General features: G+C 61.4%; 13 protein-coding genes. 3 read left to right on the top strand and 10 right to left on the bottom strand.

Annotated features, from left to right (window positions below):
* The 4 genes from RB623_RS17020 to RB623_RS17005 all read right to left on the bottom strand — a co-directional run bounded on the left by RB623_RS17020 (window position 1) and on the right by RB623_RS17005 (window position 3,603).
* The gene (locus RB623_RS17020; protein WP_308058096.1) at window positions 1–1,623 is read right to left on the bottom strand and encodes a type II and III secretion system protein family protein; all 1,623 of its coding nucleotides are present in this window, start codon (window positions 1,621–1,623) and stop codon (window positions 1–3) included.
* Window positions 1,620–2,429, bottom strand: coding sequence for a Flp pilus assembly protein CpaB (gene cpaB / locus RB623_RS17015; RefSeq protein ID WP_308058095.1), 810 nt, complete (start codon window positions 2,427–2,429; stop codon window positions 1,620–1,622). The genes RB623_RS17020 and cpaB overlap by 4 nt, the downstream gene beginning before the upstream one ends.
* A gap of 205 nt (window positions 2,430–2,634) precedes the next feature.
* Complete coding sequence (locus RB623_RS17010; RefSeq protein ID WP_308058094.1) at window positions 2,635–3,156, bottom strand: prepilin peptidase; 522 nt, start codon at window positions 3,154–3,156, stop codon at window positions 2,635–2,637.
* Window positions 3,157–3,423: 267 nt separating this feature from the next.
* A complete protein-coding gene (locus RB623_RS17005; protein ID WP_308058093.1) occupies window positions 3,424–3,603 on the bottom strand; it encodes a Flp family type IVb pilin in 180 nt (59 codons plus the stop codon).
* 341 nt (window positions 3,604–3,944) lie between these two features.
* Between RB623_RS17005 and RB623_RS17000 the strand changes: the two genes are divergently transcribed.
* The 3 genes from RB623_RS17000 (at window position 3,945) to RB623_RS16990 (ending at window position 5,779) form a co-directional block, all read left to right on the top strand.
* Entirely contained in the window at window positions 3,945–4,373 is a 429-nt protein-coding gene (locus tag RB623_RS17000; RefSeq protein WP_308058092.1) for a pilus assembly protein N-terminal domain-containing protein, read from the top strand.
* A 159-nt stretch (window positions 4,374–4,532) separates the two neighbouring features.
* Entirely contained in the window at window positions 4,533–5,114 is a 582-nt protein-coding gene (locus tag RB623_RS16995; RefSeq protein WP_308058091.1) for a pilus assembly protein, read from the top strand.
* Between the two features lie 98 nt (window positions 5,115–5,212).
* The gene (locus RB623_RS16990; RefSeq protein WP_308058090.1) at window positions 5,213–5,779 is read left to right on the top strand and encodes a pilus assembly protein; all 567 of its coding nucleotides are present in this window, start codon (window positions 5,213–5,215) and stop codon (window positions 5,777–5,779) included.
* A gap of 141 nt (window positions 5,780–5,920) precedes the next feature.
* Here RB623_RS16990 and RB623_RS16985 read toward each other — a convergent pair whose 3' ends face one another.
* The 6 genes from RB623_RS16985 to RB623_RS16960 all read right to left on the bottom strand — a co-directional run bounded on the left by RB623_RS16985 (window position 5,921) and on the right by RB623_RS16960 (window position 14,708).
* Window positions 5,921–6,862 carry a glyoxylate/hydroxypyruvate reductase A gene (locus RB623_RS16985; protein WP_308058089.1) on the bottom strand — a complete coding sequence of 314 codons (942 nt, stop codon included), beginning with the start codon at window positions 6,860–6,862 and terminating at the stop codon, window positions 5,921–5,923.
* Between the two features lie 78 nt (window positions 6,863–6,940).
* Entirely contained in the window at window positions 6,941–8,572 is a 1,632-nt protein-coding gene (locus tag RB623_RS16980) for an ABC transporter ATP-binding protein (protein ID WP_308058088.1), read from the bottom strand.
* Window positions 8,569–9,717, bottom strand: coding sequence for an ABC transporter permease (locus tag RB623_RS16975; protein ID WP_308058087.1), 1,149 nt, complete (start codon window positions 9,715–9,717; stop codon window positions 8,569–8,571). Before RB623_RS16975 ends, RB623_RS16980 begins: the two co-directional genes overlap by 4 nt.
* The gene (locus RB623_RS16970) at window positions 9,717–10,820 is read right to left on the bottom strand and encodes a microcin C ABC transporter permease YejB (RefSeq protein WP_308058086.1); all 1,104 of its coding nucleotides are present in this window, start codon (window positions 10,818–10,820) and stop codon (window positions 9,717–9,719) included. The genes RB623_RS16975 and RB623_RS16970 overlap by 1 nt, the downstream gene beginning before the upstream one ends.
* Before the next feature lie 85 nt (window positions 10,821–10,905).
* Window positions 10,906–12,783: an extracellular solute-binding protein gene (locus RB623_RS16965; protein ID WP_308058085.1), complete on the bottom strand. Its 1,878-nt coding sequence runs from the start codon at window positions 12,781–12,783 to the stop codon at window positions 10,906–10,908.
* Window positions 12,783–14,708 carry an extracellular solute-binding protein gene (locus tag RB623_RS16960; protein WP_308058084.1) on the bottom strand — a complete coding sequence of 642 codons (1,926 nt, stop codon included), beginning with the start codon at window positions 14,706–14,708 and terminating at the stop codon, window positions 12,783–12,785. Before RB623_RS16960 ends, RB623_RS16965 begins: the two co-directional genes overlap by 1 nt.
* Window positions 14,709–14,789 lie beyond the last annotated feature (81 nt).

The raw sequence follows: 14,789 nt of genomic DNA, 5'->3' as shown, positions 1-14,789 counted from the left end.
TCACTTGTAGATGAACCCGACCATGCCGTGGTAGCGGCCGTTCGGCTTGTTGGTCTTCATGGTGCCGTAGACGCGGTTGACGCGGCCGAGGAACATGCCGGCGCCGTCGCTTGCCGGATCGAAATTGTCGTCCGGCTTGGCGAGCGCGGTACGCGCCACCGGCTTGGTCAGATAAGGCGTGATGAGGATAACCAACTCGGTTTCGTTGCGAACGAAGTCGCGGCTGCGGAACAGGGCGCCGAGAACCGGTATCTTGGAGAGACCGGGCACCCCCTGGATCGCCTGACGGACATCGTCGCGCACCAGGCCGGCGATCATCATCGAGCCGCCCGAGGGCAGTTCGACGGTCGTATCGGCCAAGCGCTTGCGGATGGACAGCATGTTCGTGCCCTGCAAATTGGTGCGGGGTTCGAGGATTCCGCTCAGGAAGCCGCCATTCTTGGCCGGTGGACCGCCCTCAAATGCGACGGAGCCTTCGTTCGTGGGTTCCGAAACGGAGGTTCTCACCTTGAGGCTTATTCGGCCCGGCGACAGGACGACCGGGATGAACTCCAGGCCGATACCGTATTCCAACTTCTCGACCGTGTAGGTGATCTGGCCGGTCTGGTTTTCGTCCGAGACCGCACTGGATCGCCCGGTGACGAGGTTGAACTCGCCGCCGACCTTGAACGTTGCCTTCTCGCCGGACACCGCGGTCAGAGTTGGTTCGGCAAGCGTTTTCATGACGCCCGCCTGTTCCATAGCATTGACATAAGCATCGATGGCGGAGCCGCCGATGGCAAAGCCGGTCGCCGACAGCGGCTTGCCGAGGCCGTAGGCGTTTTCCGCGATGGCGCCCCAACTGATGCCGTTCGAGTCGCCGCCCGCGATCAGGTTCACGCCCAGTTGCTTGAAGACGTTGCGGCTCACCTCGGCGACGGTAACCTTCAGCGTCACCTGGTCCTCGCCAATGATCTGCAGCAGATTGACGATCTGGCTGACCCGGCGTTCCTGGTCCGGATTGTCGATGGCGACGCCACTGTCGCTGGAACCGCCGGAAGCGGTCTGGGAATATTGACCCGTAGTCGCCTCGCCGCCAGTCACGAAGATGTTCGCGAGGTCGGCGGCACGCTTGGAATCCAGTGGCGTCTCCACCGTCCCCGTCAGCACCACATTGTCATTCAACAATTCGACCGTGATATCCGATGTCGGGATGAATCGCTTGATATACTCTTCGAGGCCCGCGACATCGCGCTCGATCTGCAGATCCAGGCTGGCGATCTGCTCGCCGTTGGGGCCGAAGACGAAGATGTTGGTCTCACCCACGGCCTTGCCGAAGAGGTAGATGCGACGCGCGGTCCGGGTCACCGCGTCGGCGACCGCCGGATTCGCGACGAGGATGTCGTAGGCATCGGTGGGAAGGTCTATGACGATCGACTTGTTCAGGCCCAGATTGATGCGCTGGCTGTCCCGCTGGCTCGGCCCTACCTGGACCAGGTTGGACCCGGCGAATGCCGTCTCGATGCCGGCGAGGCCCGTTCCGGCCAGCAGAACGGCGCATGCGGTCGCAACCGAGGTCGCCTTCCTGAGTATGGCCACGGGAACATAGCGTCCGGTTGCCACCGGCTCTCCTCTTCTGCTCATTTCTTCGCTCCCACTTCGGTGACCTCGCCGGACTTGATCAACCGGATGGTCCCGCGCTTGCCGCTGCCGGTGACGAGGTAGTCGGCCTCCTGGTCGGAAGCCTGCTGCGCGTCGGCGACGGAGCGAAGCGCCAGCGTCAGCCGGTCGGCCATCTGCTGGGCAACCGTGATGATCTCCGCCTGCTGTTGCGTCAGCTCGAGCGTCGCGGTATCGCCGACCTTGACCTTCTTGCCTTCCTCGTCTTCCTGAATCGTCTGGTCGATCGCCAGAACCTTGATGTTCTGCAGGATCGTCTCGGTGATGAAGCCGGTCGCCGATCCGTTTTCGGAACGGCGAGTCATGATGACATCGACATAGTCGTTCGGAAGGATGAAACCGCCCGCCGAGGTGTCGGCCGAAATCTGCGTGGCGATCGCCCTGTAACCGGAGGGCAGGATCGACGACATGAAGCTTTGGCCTTCGCCGACCAGCTTCGACTTGCGCAGGGGCTCACCGGCGTAGATCGGCACACGGGCGATTGCCGACTTGAATTGCTCGAGCGCCTCAGGATCAGCGTCGCGTGTGATGAAGTTCTCGTTCACCCCTGCCGACGGCCATTCCTGCCAGGACAGTTGTTCGCCGACATTGGCGCCCATCGGGACATCGCCCGCTACCACGAGAACCTGCGTGGTCTCGACCACAGGCTGCAGAGGCCCTTGATCGATCACGACCCGCTCCTGCGGAGCAGTCATGTTCTTCGCAACATATCCCGCACCACCCGCCGCGGCCACTGCCACGCCGAGAATGATCAGTCGCGATGCAGCCATCTCTTTTGACCCCGCACTTGGCGTACCTCAAACCCAAGGCGGACCATGCGGGGGCAATCGTCAAATTACGGTTAACGCAATGCGAACAATCATGATTAATTTTAAGTTTCTCGTGCCGAAAAGCGAACGACGCGGGACGATAAGCATTCGTCGGAAAATGCAGAGGGCGGCCGAAGCCGCCCCGAAATCCTTTCCCTCCGGCCTTTCATTGACCAGCAAGCCGGTCCATCGCCCAAATCATCAGGGGTGAGCTTGAATAAGTCAGTAAACCTCCGGCGCCCAGCGCTATGCCGTAAGGAATACCCTTTTTGGTGTCGGTAAAGTTCCTTAGGAACATGTTGTGCCCGGTGAAGACCGCCAGCGCCGAACCGCGAAAGCCCATCACGGCCAATGTCAGCAACCCGCCGAGGAAGGCCGAGATCACCAGATACTCCACCAGTTGAAGACCAAGGCCCATGTAGAGAGCCGTGGCCGCCAGCAGCTTGGCGTCGCCGCCGCCCATGCCGCCGAGCGCGAAGAGCGAGAAGCCGACCAGCAGGACAACCAGGAATGCCGCGAAATGCCAGGCGTAGGTCGTCCATTCCATGCCGGTAAGGGGCGCCACGACCGCGAATGTGGCGACGAGGACAACCGCGACGCGGTTGGAGATGGTCATGGACAGCATGTCGGAAATGGCCGCGAAAGCCATGCAGAATGGGAACACGACGAATATAAGGGCTTCAAGCATCTGTCGAAACGCCTCGATGTTGCAGATGTCCGCGCGTCGCCTTCAGGATCGACAGTCCCGACAGGAGTTCGCGCGCCCGCGACCTTGCAAAATGATCGCATGTTGAGCGGAGCGCCTACCGGTCACGGTCCGGGCCAATATGCCAAGGAACGGTTTCATCTTCATTGAAGAGACGCAATTTCGGTCGCCTCAAGCAAGAAAGGCCGTTCTCGCGGAACGGCCTCTCTCGCCAACATTTCGCCGATAGGAGCGAAAGCCTGACTAAGCTCAGGGGTTGTTGGTCTCGTTCAGCTTCGTCGCGATCGCGTCGAACTTGTCATTGAGGCTATTGCCGAGGGCGCCGGCGCCAACAATGATGGCCAGAGCGATGAGAGCGGCGATCAGACCGTATTCGATGGCGGTCGCGCCGGATTCGTCCTTCACGAAGCGGGAAAGCAGGTTCGACATGGGTGAGATCCTTACTCCACGTGTTACAGCACTTCCGTCAACTTTTCTTGTGGTTGATCGGATGGTCGCAATCTACGAGGAAGCTCTTTCGATGCACTTAACAAACAGCCTTACCGAATTGTTGCACCTGCGCCTTGCATGTCGTGGTTAATCGCGCGATAAATATTCAATTCTAGTAAAACTTTATAATACTCAGGCCAAGCCAAGCTTTTCCGCCATCGATTCGGAGTGCACCTCAAAGGGCAGGACTCCGCTGCCTTGCGATCTCGTCCAGCGCTTAACGCTTGGTTCACCAATATCGTTCATTTTCGGTTGACAATCCGCATCGTCTGGAGAGCCCGATGGCCTTTTCTGGGAAATCCCTGCCAATCCTCGGCGCGCTGGGAGCGCTTGTCGCTTTCGCCGCGCTGCCCGCGCAGGCCGATGGCGGCATCGAGGTGGTGATGAACCAGGCCAAGATCGTCAAGCTGGCGCGCCCCGCCGACACCATCGTGATTGGCAATCCGGGGATAGCCGACGCGGCGGTACAGGATTCGACGACCGTCGTGCTGACCGGCAAGGGTTTCGGCGTCACCAACCTGGTCGTGCTGGACGAGGAGGGCAACGCGATCGTCGACGAACAGGTCACGGTCGCCCGCCAGACCGCCTCCTCCGTGCGCGTATACAGGCGCGCGGAGATCCAGACGATGTCCTGCACGCCTTTCTGCGAGAGTTCCTACAAGTCTCCCGCCGAGCGCTTGTCGGAAGAGGAAGCAAACGCCGCCCAGTAAAGTCCCGGAGGCCGCACTGCGTGAGCGACCGCTTCGGCCAACGCAGCCGTTTGCGGCCGCATCGCCGGTTACGCGGTGATGAACGTATCCGCATCGATTTTAGCGATCGGCAAAACCGGACTTCAACGGGTTTGCGCTAGTGTCCTCCAATGACAACGCATGGGCAGGGATGCGATGGGCTCGGCTCCGCACAATGACAGTATCCGCACGAATAGCCGGCCGGGCAGCTTGCTCGGCCGCTTCCTGCATGACAGTCGCGGTGCGACGGCGATCGAATTCGCCATGCTGGCGATCCCATTCTCGTTGATGGTTTTCGCCATTCTCGAAAGCTGCATCTCTTTTGGCGGATCGCAGATACTGACCAACGCCACGGACGACATTGCGCGGCAGTTTCGGACCGGCCAGATCAGGACGATCAACGAGACCGATCTCAAGACGATGGTCTGTGATCGCATCAAGATCATCGTGGAGAACAATTGTCCCGGGCTGGTCGTCGATCTGCGCAAATTCGACACGTTTGCCGAGGCCGCAGACGTAAGGTTGAAATTCACCGCCGACAACGACCTGGACACCGCCGGCTTCAAGGTTGAATTGGGTCCCGCCCAGACGATCAACATGCTTCGCGTGTTCTACAAATGGCCGGTCATGACCGATTTCATGAGCCTTGCGATGTCGAACCTGAAGGACGGCAAGACGCTGCATTTCGCGGAAGTCGTCTGGAAGAACGAGCCGTTCAATTGAGCCGACGGGAGTAACCGACAATGAATCGGAACTGGAAGGCTTCGAAACGGTGCGTATCCGTCGGCCGGATGGTTGCTTCAACAAGGCTTCGTTTCGCGATGCTGCTGTCGGACAGGCGCGGCATAGCGGCGGTCGAATTCGCGCTTCTCGCACCGCTCATGCTGGCTGCCTATTTCGTCACGCTGGAAGTGTCGTCGGGCATCGACGGCAATCGAAAGGTCAGCCGTACCGCCAGCATGGTCGCCGACCTGATCACGCAGCAGGACACGATGACCAAGGCCGATCTGAAGGCGATCATGGAAATCGGCGAAGCAATCATGCAGCCCTACAACCGCAGCAAACCCGTGATCACCGCCACCGCGATCGAGATCACGCCGCAGCCGAACTCCCAGGTGCGGGTCGCATGGTCCGGCAAGCTGGACGACAGCACCTACAGCAAGCCTTTTGCTGCGGGCTCGGCGGTGACGGTGCCGGCCGCTCTGAACATACCCGGATCGTTCCTGATCCGTGTCGAGACGGAACTGTCCTACAAGCCGATGATCACCTGGGCAGCGGACCAGAAGGAGGTGCTCGGTCTCGCGGCCGCCTTCGACGGCATCGAGATGTCGGAGACGTATCATCTGCGCCCGCGCATGAGCCAGAGCATCCCCTGTTCCGACTGCTGACTTCCGGTCTGGCGCGTGTTGCGTCCAGTCGGGTTCATTCGCCTCGCCGTGTCTGGCGCTACGATCCGGTGGGTTCCACCGGCCGGACAAGCCGGCGGCGAGCAGGATAGGAAGCGGCCGGTCCCCCGCTCCCACCGTGGTTCAATAACCGGCTTGCCGGTCCACCAGTTCACGCAACGGTTCGCCGCGATCATGCGCGTCCATCTGAGCGAGCATCGGCGGCACGAGGAAATTGGGGTCGGAGGTCGCCGCCGCATGAGGCGTCACGAAGACCTTGGCGTGGCCCCACAACGGGCTGGTCTTCGGCAGCGGCTCGACCTCGAAGACATCGAGGCTCGCCTCCTTCAACGTGCCGTCCTCCAACGCGCGGAGGATGTCGTCGTCCTTTTGCAGCTTGCCGCGCCCGGCATTGATCAGGACCGCCCCGCCAAGCGCGTTGCGCCTGCGCAGTTCCTTCAGCAGACCGTAGTCGACGATACCCTTCGTCGCCGCGGTGAAGGGCAAAAGCACGACCAGAATATCCGTCGCGTTGAGGAACGGCCGCAAACCGGCATTGCCGGCAAAGGTCGTCACGCCGTCCACGGAACGTTCCGATCGGCTCCAGCCATTGACGCGGAAACCGAGGGCCAGCAGCGCGCGCGCCGCCGCGCGGCCGAGGTTGCCGAGCCCCATGATGCCGACAGCAATGTCGCTGGCGGTGCGCTGCGGCGGCTCACGCCAGATCTTCTTCTTCTGCTGCGCCCGGTAAAGTCCGCCGAAGCGGTGATGATCGAGGACGCGCCAGACGACGTATTCGGTCATATGCTGCGCCAGATTCTCGTCCACGACGCGCACGATCGGTACGTCTGGGACGGTACGATCGGCCAAAATGTGATCGACGCCGGCGCCAATCGAGAAGATCGCCTTCAGGTTCGGCAGGCCCGACAGGACGTTGGGCGGCTGCTTCCACACAACCGCATAGGTGATCGAAGGATCGTTCGGTCCCTGTGGCGCGAGCACGACGTCGCGGCGCGCCGACAACAGCTCATGCCAGCGCTGCGGGCTGAATCCGCTCACCGAGAGCAGGACCTTACCTTTGTCCATTCGGCTCCTCCTGTAGGACCCGATTAGTATCCAACATCGGTTTCGTGCAAGAGCCCAATTGGGTGGGGATGCAAGCCATCACTCGCTTACCACACCGGTCGGCGCGGTCTCGATGCGGAACGCCGCGGAGATCAAGGCGCGCGTGTAGTCCGTCTGCGGGCGCTCGAAAATCTCGACGGAGGGGCCACGCTCGACGACACGGCCGTTACGCATGACGATGACCTCGTTGGCGAGCGCGCGGATGACCTTCAGATCGTGGCTGATGAACAGATATGCGAGGTCGTGCTTCTCCTGCAGGGCGCGCAGCAGGTCGACCACTTGCGCCTGCACGCTCATGTCGAGCGCCGAAGTCGGCTCGTCGAGCATGACGAAGCGCGGCTTCAACACCATGGCCCGGGCGATGGCGATGCGCTGGCGCTGGCCGCCGGAAAACTCGTGCGGATAGCGGAAGCGGGTCTCGGGATCGAGCCCGACTTCCCTCAGGGAGTCCACGACCCGCTTATCCCTGAAATCAGCCGACAGGGACGGTTCGTGGATACGCAGTCCTTCCTCGATGATCTCGGAGACCGACATACGCGGGCTGAGCGAGCCATACGGATCTTGAAAGACAATCTGCAGTTCGCTGCGCATCGGCCGCATGTCCTTGAAGGAGAGCCGGTCTATGTCCTTTCCCTCGAAGCGGATACGGCCCTGCGACGAGATCATCCGGCAGAGCGCCAGCCCGAGCGTCGTCTTGCCCGATCCCGACTCGCCGACCACGCCCACCGTCTGGCCAGCGCGCACCTGGATGTCGATGCCGTCGACCGCCTTCACGTGGTCGACAGTACGGCGGAAGAAACCCTGCTTGATCGGGAACCACACCTTCACCTCGTCGCCAACCATGACGGCCTTCGCTTCGGTATTGGTCGCCGGCGGGCGTCCCTTCGGCTCGGCCGCCAGCAGGTGGCGCGTGTATTCGTGCTTCGGATTTGCGAAAATCTCCCCGGTCGGACCGGTCTCGACGATCTTGCCTTTCGTCATCACGCAGACCCGGTCGGCAATACGCCGGACGATGCCAAGGTCATGGGTAATGAACAGCATCGACATGCCGTTCTTGCGCTTGAGGCCGTCGAGCAACTCGAGGATCTGCGCCTGCACGGTGACGTCGAGCGCTGTCGTCGGCTCGTCGGCGATCAGCAGCCGCGGCTCGTTGGCCAACGCCATGGCGATCATCACGCGCTGGCGCTGGCCGCCGGAGAGCTGGTGCGGATAGGCGCCGAGGCGTTTTTCAGGCTCGCGGATGCCGACCTCGTTCAAAAGTTCGAGCGTGCGCTTGCGCGCCGGCTGGTCGCGCATGCCCTGATGCAGCGACAGCACCTCGACGATCTGCTGCTCGATCGTGTGCAGCGGGTTGAGCGAGGTCATCGGCTCCTGGAAGATCATGGTGATCTTGTTGCCGCGCACCTTGCGCAAGCCGTCCTCGTCCTTCGCCAGAAGATCGTCACCGTCGAACAGGATTTTTCCCGACGGATGGCTGGCCGGCGGATAGGGCAGCAGCTTCAGCACCGACAGCGCCGAGACGGATTTTCCAGAGCCCGATTCGCCGACCAGCGCGACCGTCTCGCCCTTGCCGATGTCGAAAGAAATATGGTCGACGGCGGTCGAGGTCTTGCCGCCCTGGGTGAAGGCGACCGACAGGTCGCGGACGGAGAGCAGGGGTCCGCCGCTCATTTGAAGGTCTTCCTGGGATCGAAGGCGTCGCGCACCGCCTCGCCGACAAAGATCAGCAGCGACAGCATGACCGAGATGACGAAGAAGCCGGAGAGGCCGAGCCACGGCGCGTTGAGATTGCGCTGGCCCTGCCGCAGCAACTCGCCGAGCGAGGCCGAGCCCGGAGGTAGGCCGAAGCCGAGGAAGTCAAGCGAGGTCAGCGTGGTGATCGAACCGTTGAGGATGAAGGGCAGAAAGGTCAGCGTCGCGACCATGGCGTTCGGCAGGAGGTGGCGGAAAATGATGGTGCGATTGGGCACGCCCAGCGCGCGCGCCGCATTCACATATTCGAAGTTGCGGGCACGCAGGAACTCGGCTCGCACGACGCCAACGAACGCCGTCCAGGAAAACAGCAGCATCAGCCCGAGCAGGATGAAGAACCCGGGCGGCAGGATCGCCGAAATGATCAGCAAGAGATAGAGTACGGGGATAGCCGACCAGATCTCGATGATGCGCTGGAAAATCAGATCGAGCCAGCCGCCGTAATAACCCTGTATCGCGCCGCCGGAAACACCGACGACTGCAGCGCCGGCCGTCAGCAGCAGGCCGAATAGCACCGATATCCTGAACCCATAGATGACACGGGCAAGCACGTCGCGTGCCTGGTCGTCGGTGCCCAGCCAGTTCCAGTTACCCAGCGTGCAGTTCTCGTCTTCCGCGTCCTGCGGATATTGCGCGCAGCGCTGCTCCTTGGAGTACATCCAGGACGGTTTCGCCGGGGCGGCTTCGGGAATCTCGTTGTTGACGGTCCGGTAGGAATAGCGGATCGCAGGCCAGATCATCCAGCCATTGGCCTTGATTTCGTCCTGGATGACCGGATCTCGATAGTCGGTGACCGCCAGGAAGCCGCCGAACCTTTCCTCCGGATAGGCCACGGCGACGGGAAACAGTATCTCGCCCTTGTAGGAGATCACCAGCGGGCGGTCGTTCGCGATCAGTTCCGCAAACAGCGACAGCACGAAAAGCACGAGGAATATCCAGAGCGACCAGTAGCCGCGCCGGTTGGCCTTGAAACTCTGCCAGCGCCGCTGATTCAGCGGCGAGACCCAGGGTCTGCGCTGGCGCACCGGCGGCTCGACTTCGGCAGGGGCGAGAGCCTCGGCCATCAGACGTCCCTCGTCTCGAAATCGATGCGCGGATCGATCCAGGTATAGATGAGGTCCGAGATCAGGGAGACGATCAGTCCGATCAGCGAGAAGATGTAGAGGTTGGCGAACACCACCGGATAGTCGCGGTCGAGAACCGAGCGGAAGCCGAGTTGGCCGAGTCCGTCTAGAGAGAAGATGTTTTCGATCAGCAGCGAGCCGGTGAAGAAGACCGAGATGAAGGCGGCGGGAAAGCCGGCGATGACGATCAGCATGGCGTTGCGGAAGACATGGCCATAAAGCACCCGCCGTTCCGAAAGGCCCTTGGCTCGCGCTGTCACCACATATTGCTTGCGGACCTCGTCGAGGAACGAGTTTTTTGTGAGCAGGGTCGTGGTGGCGAAGGCCGACAGCACCATCGCCGTCAGGGGCAACGCAAGGTGCCAGAAATAGTCGACGATCCTCGCCGGCCATGACAACTGGTCCCAGTTGTCCGACGTCAGCCCGCGCAGCGGGAACCAGTCGAAAAAGGAGCCGCCGGCGAACAGCACCATCAGCAGGATTGCGAACAGGAAGCCGGGAATGGCATAGCCGATGATGACCACGCCGCTGGTCCAGACGTCGAAGGCCGAGCCGTCATGCACCGCCTTGCGAATGCCCAGCGGAATGGAGATCAGGTAGGAGATCAGTGTGATCCACAGGCCGAGCGAAACCGACACCGGCATCTTCTCGAGGATCAGATCGATGACCGATATGTCGCGGAAATAGCTTTCGCCGAAGTCGAAGCGCAGATAATTCCACAGCATCAGGCCGAAGCGCTCCAGCGGGGGCTTGTCGAAACCGAACTGTTGTTCCAGCTTGGCGATGAACTCGGGATCGAGGCCCTGCGCACCGCGGTACCTGGACGTGACCTGGCCGCCCGCGTCCAGGTTGCCGCCGCCGGCGATATCGCCGCCACCGCCCGAGACGCGGTCCATCGAGTCGCCGCCCTGGCCGGTCAATCTCGATATCACCTGCTCAACGGGCCCGCCGGGGGCGAACTGAATGACGGCGAAGGATATCGCCATGATGCCGAACAGCGTCGGGATCATCAGCAAGATACGGCGGAGGATATAGGCGCCCATTCGTCAGGTCCGCCCTACCCAAAGGCATGGCATCGTGCCGCACCGGAGCGATGCGCCCCAGAAGCGTCGCGTTACGACAGAAATGTCAGGCTTTCCCAATCGCCGCCGCCTTGTCCTTGTCGAACCACCACATCGCCTCGACCGGGAACCCGTAATCAGGCTTCGGCTCCTTGAAACCGAACACGTCCCAAAAGGCGGCGCGGTGATTCGCCGAATACCAGCATGGAATCCAGTCCCGGCGCGCGCGCAAGACCCTGTCAAGCGCGCGCATCGCAATGACGTGACTTTGCCTGTCCGCCGCGCGGCCAACCGCCGCGATGAGCGCGTCGACGGCCGGGTCAGCGGTGCCGGGCAGGTTGCGCGAGCCGGTCAGCTTCGCCGCGCGGGAATGAAACGCCGTCGCCAGTCCGTCTTCCGTCGGCGTGGCGTCCCAGGACAGCGCCATCATGACAAGATCGAAATCGAAGTCGGCCTGACGAGCCTGCATCTGCGCGGCGTCGATAATCCGCATCGAGGCGTCGACGCCGATCGCCTTCAGATTCTCGATCCAAGGCGCGATTGTGCGCAGAAGGCTGTCGTCGTCGTCGAGAAACTCGAGTGCAAACCGTTCGCCCCCGGCATTGACCAGCACGTCGCCGTCGCGTTTCCAGCCGGCCTCCGCAAGCAGCTTCGCCGCCGCGCCGAGCAGCTTGCGGTCGCGTCCGGACGCATTGGAGATCGGCTGCATGACCGCCTCGCCGAACACTTCGGGCGGAAGCTGCTGGCGCAAGGGTTCCAGCAGCGCAAGCTCCTGCGTTGAAGGGATGCCCTCGGCCTTGTAGTCGGAGCGCTCGAAACTGGATTGCGAGCGCTCATAGGAATCGTAGAAAAGGTTGCGCTTCGTCCAATGGAAATCGAAGCACATGTTGATCGCCTGGCGCACCCGCACGTCCTGGAAGCGCTCACGGCGCAGATTGATCGCCACCGCCTGCATCGACGGCCGCTTCTCGCCCGGAAATTCGCGCCTGACCACCCGACCCTGCGTGAGGGCTGGAAAGTTGTAGTCGGTTGCCCATACCCGCGCCGTAAACTCCTGCCGGTAGAGAACGTCGCCCTTCTTGAAGGCTTCGAATCCCGCCTGTCTGTTAAGGTAGAAGTCGATGCGGATGCGGTCGAAATTGTAGGCCCCGCGATTCACCGGCAGATCTTTGCCCCAATAGTCGGCGACTCGCTCGTACTCGATGATCTGTCCCGGCGAGATGCGACCGACCTTGTAAGGCCCCGAACCCAGTGGCGGCTTGAGGTCGCCGCTCTTGAAGCTGTTCTCGGTGTAATAGGCCTTCGACAGGATAGGAAAAATCACCGCGTCGAGGATCGTACGCTCCGAGTGCTTGCCGGAAAAGCTGAGCCTCAGGCGATGGCGGTCGAGCGCCACGGCGTCGGTCATCTCGGTAAGCACCAGCAGAAGGCTGGGATGCCCATCCTCCTTGAACAGCTTGTAGGTAAAGGCCGCGTCCTCGGCGGTGAGCGGCGAGCCATCGTGAAAGCGCGCCTCCGAGCGCAGCAGGAATTCGAAGCTGTTGCGGTCTGCGGAGATGATGACGCTTTCGGCGAGCAGGCCATAGACGGCGTCCGGCTCGTCGAGGGCTGTGGTCGACTTGTTCGTCATCAAGGAATCGAAACACATTTCCATGCGCGGCGGTGCGTCGCCGCGCGCCACAAAGCTGTTCAGCGTGTTGAAAGTTTGCGGGTTCTGGTTGTAAAGCCAGTTCGGCACGGAGAAGCTGAACAGGCCACCTTTCGGTGCATCCGGATTGACGTAGTCGAAATGCTTGAAGTCAGCCGGATATTTCAGATCGCCGAATGCCGAGAGACCATGCAGCGGCGTGCCGGTAGGGCTCGCCGCGAAGATCGGCCGCGGCAGCAGCGGGATCGCCAGTGTGGCGCCGGCGCCGGCCAGAAAATCCCGGCGGGAGGCGCGCATCAGTTGACGCCCTTATATTTCGCCGCCAGCGCCTTCTCCTTCTCCGGATCGATCCACCAGGATTCGATGTCGGGTCCGACATAGTCAGGCTGCTTTTCCGGAATGCCGAACTTGTTCCAGTAGGCCAGCCAGACGACAGGCCGCGTGTACTGCGGAACGACGTAGAAGTTCCAGAGCAGCACCCGATCGAGCGCGTTGGTGGCCGCGACAAGTTCCTCGCGATCGGTTGCGAAGATCACTTTGTCGACCAGCGCATCGACAACGGGATTCTTGATGCCGGACAGGTTGCGCGATCCTGGCGTCTCCGCGGCTTTCGACGACCAATAGTCGCGCTGCTCGTTGCCCGGAGAATTCGACTGGGCGAGAACAGTGGTCACCATGTCGAAATCGAAGTTGTTTAGGCGATTGACGTATTGGTTCGGATCGACGATGCGGAGCGTCGCTTCTATGCCGATCTTGCGCAGCATGTTGATGTAGGGAGTGGAGATAACCTCGTCGGTGTCGTTGTTGCCGAGAATCTCGAATCTGAATGGCTGACCCGTTTTCTGGTTGGTCATCTTGCCGTTCTGGATTTTCCATCCCGCCTCGCCGAACAGCCTGATGATCTCGCGTAAATGCGTGCGCTCCGGTTGGGGGGCGCTTGCCGGCTCCGGCTGCGGCGGATCGCCTTCCTTGGGTTTCGGCTGCTCATAAACCGGAAGCTTGTATTCCTCGGTGAATACCTCCGGCGGCAACTGGTCCCGGAACGGTTCGAGGATGGCCAGTTCCTTGCCCTGCGGCAGGCCCGACGAGGCCAGTTCGCTTCCGACGAAATAGCTGCTGACGCGCCTGTTGAAGCCGAAGAATGTCGTCCTGTTCATAGTCTCGAAATCGAAGGCGTAGGACAGCGCCTCGCGAACCTTGACGTCCTGAAACAGCGGCCGGCGCATATTCATGGCAAAACCCTGCATGGAAGCGCGGGACGTCGCCGGAAACTCCTTCTTGAGGACATCGCCAGCCTTGAACGCAGGGAAATTGTAGTAGGTTGCCCAGCGGCGAGAACTCGCCTCCGCCTGGATGTCTTCCAGCCCGCCCTTTGTGAAGGCTTGCCAGGCTGCATTGTCGTCCTGGATGTAGACGTATTTGCGCCTGTCGAAGTTCTCCCGGCCGATCTTCACCGGAAGCTTTGACCCCCAGTAGTCCTTGACCCGTTCCCAGACAATTTCCGAGCCAGGTTTGAAACTGGCAATCTTGTAGGCGGCGGATCCCAGCGGCGGCTCCAGCGTCGGCTGCGTGATGTTGCGCCTCTTGCCGCTCGCGTCCGTACCTTCCCACCAGTGCTTCGGCAGGACGACGAGGTCGCCGATGATCTTCGGCAGTTCGCGATTGCCCTTCTGGTCGAAGCGGAACTCGACTTCGCGGTCGTTGAGCGCCACTGCCTCGGTGACATTCTCGTAGTAGCGGTTGTACATCGGGCTGTTGGCCTTCAGCACGTTGAACGACCAGATGACGTCCTCGACGTTGATCGGCTGTCCATCATGCCATTTTGCCCGAGGATCGAGCCTATAGGTCGCGGACGAGTAATCGTCCGGATATTTGAAAGCGTCGGCAATGAGCGGATGGCTGACGCTCGGCTCGTCGATCGCCTGCTCCATCAGCGTATCGTAGAGCAGGCCGCCGCCGAATTGCGCCAAACCGGCAGCCGGCGCGCCACGAACGATATAGGGATTGAAGCTGTCGAAGGTTCCGGAAGCGACAGCATTCAGCGTTCCGCCCTTCGGCGCGTCGGGGTTGACGTAGTCATAGTGTTGAAAATCCTTGCCGTATTTGGTTTCGCCCATCAGCGAGGAAGAAGTCTGCCATTCCTGGGCTTGGCCCGCATTCGCCGCAAACATGACCATGGCGGCCGCCAGAACAGCTTTCCCCACGCGCGGCAAAACCTTCATCGGCGATCTCCAGCTCGTCATTCGTCCAAACCTAGTCCATGCGGCCTGAATGGAAACCATCGCACTCCGCATCGAAAGTCC

This window comes from Mesorhizobium sp. LHD-90 (genome assembly GCF_030929505.1).
Lineage (GTDB): Bacteria > Pseudomonadota > Alphaproteobacteria > Rhizobiales > Rhizobiaceae > Kumtagia.
Note: the sequence above shows the minus strand (reverse complement) of the source record. Positions and strands in the feature narration are given on the sequence as shown.

What these genes read in the sequence shown, in the direction of transcription:
- RB623_RS17020 (WP_308058096.1), bottom strand. Translation starts at nt 1,623, where the DNA reads ATGAGCAGAAGAGGAGAGCCGGTGGCAACCGGACGCTATGTTCCCGTG.
- cpaB (WP_308058095.1), bottom strand. Translation starts at nt 2,429, where the DNA reads ATGGCTGCATCGCGACTGATCATTCTCGGCGTGGCAGTGGCCGCGGCG.
- RB623_RS17010 (WP_308058094.1), bottom strand. Translation starts at nt 3,156, where the DNA reads ATGCTTGAAGCCCTTATATTCGTCGTGTTCCCATTCTGCATGGCTTTC.
- RB623_RS17005 (WP_308058093.1), bottom strand. Translation starts at nt 3,603, where the DNA reads ATGTCGAACCTGCTTTCCCGCTTCGTGAAGGACGAATCCGGCGCGACC.
- RB623_RS17000 (WP_308058092.1), top strand. Translation starts at nt 3,945, where the DNA reads ATGGCCTTTTCTGGGAAATCCCTGCCAATCCTCGGCGCGCTGGGAGCG.
- RB623_RS16995 (WP_308058091.1), top strand. Translation starts at nt 4,533, where the DNA reads ATGGGCAGGGATGCGATGGGCTCGGCTCCGCACAATGACAGTATCCGC.
- RB623_RS16990 (WP_308058090.1), top strand. Translation starts at nt 5,213, where the DNA reads ATGCTGCTGTCGGACAGGCGCGGCATAGCGGCGGTCGAATTCGCGCTT.
- RB623_RS16985 (WP_308058089.1), bottom strand. Translation starts at nt 6,862, where the DNA reads ATGGACAAAGGTAAGGTCCTGCTCTCGGTGAGCGGATTCAGCCCGCAG.
- RB623_RS16980 (WP_308058088.1), bottom strand. Translation starts at nt 8,572, where the DNA reads ATGAGCGGCGGACCCCTGCTCTCCGTCCGCGACCTGTCGGTCGCCTTC.
- RB623_RS16975 (WP_308058087.1), bottom strand. Translation starts at nt 9,717, where the DNA reads ATGGCCGAGGCTCTCGCCCCTGCCGAAGTCGAGCCGCCGGTGCGCCAG.
- RB623_RS16970 (WP_308058086.1), bottom strand. Translation starts at nt 10,820, where the DNA reads ATGGGCGCCTATATCCTCCGCCGTATCTTGCTGATGATCCCGACGCTG.
- RB623_RS16965 (WP_308058085.1), bottom strand. Translation starts at nt 12,783, where the DNA reads ATGCGCGCCTCCCGCCGGGATTTTCTGGCCGGCGCCGGCGCCACACTG.
- RB623_RS16960 (WP_308058084.1), bottom strand. Translation starts at nt 14,708, where the DNA reads ATGAAGGTTTTGCCGCGCGTGGGGAAAGCTGTTCTGGCGGCCGCCATG.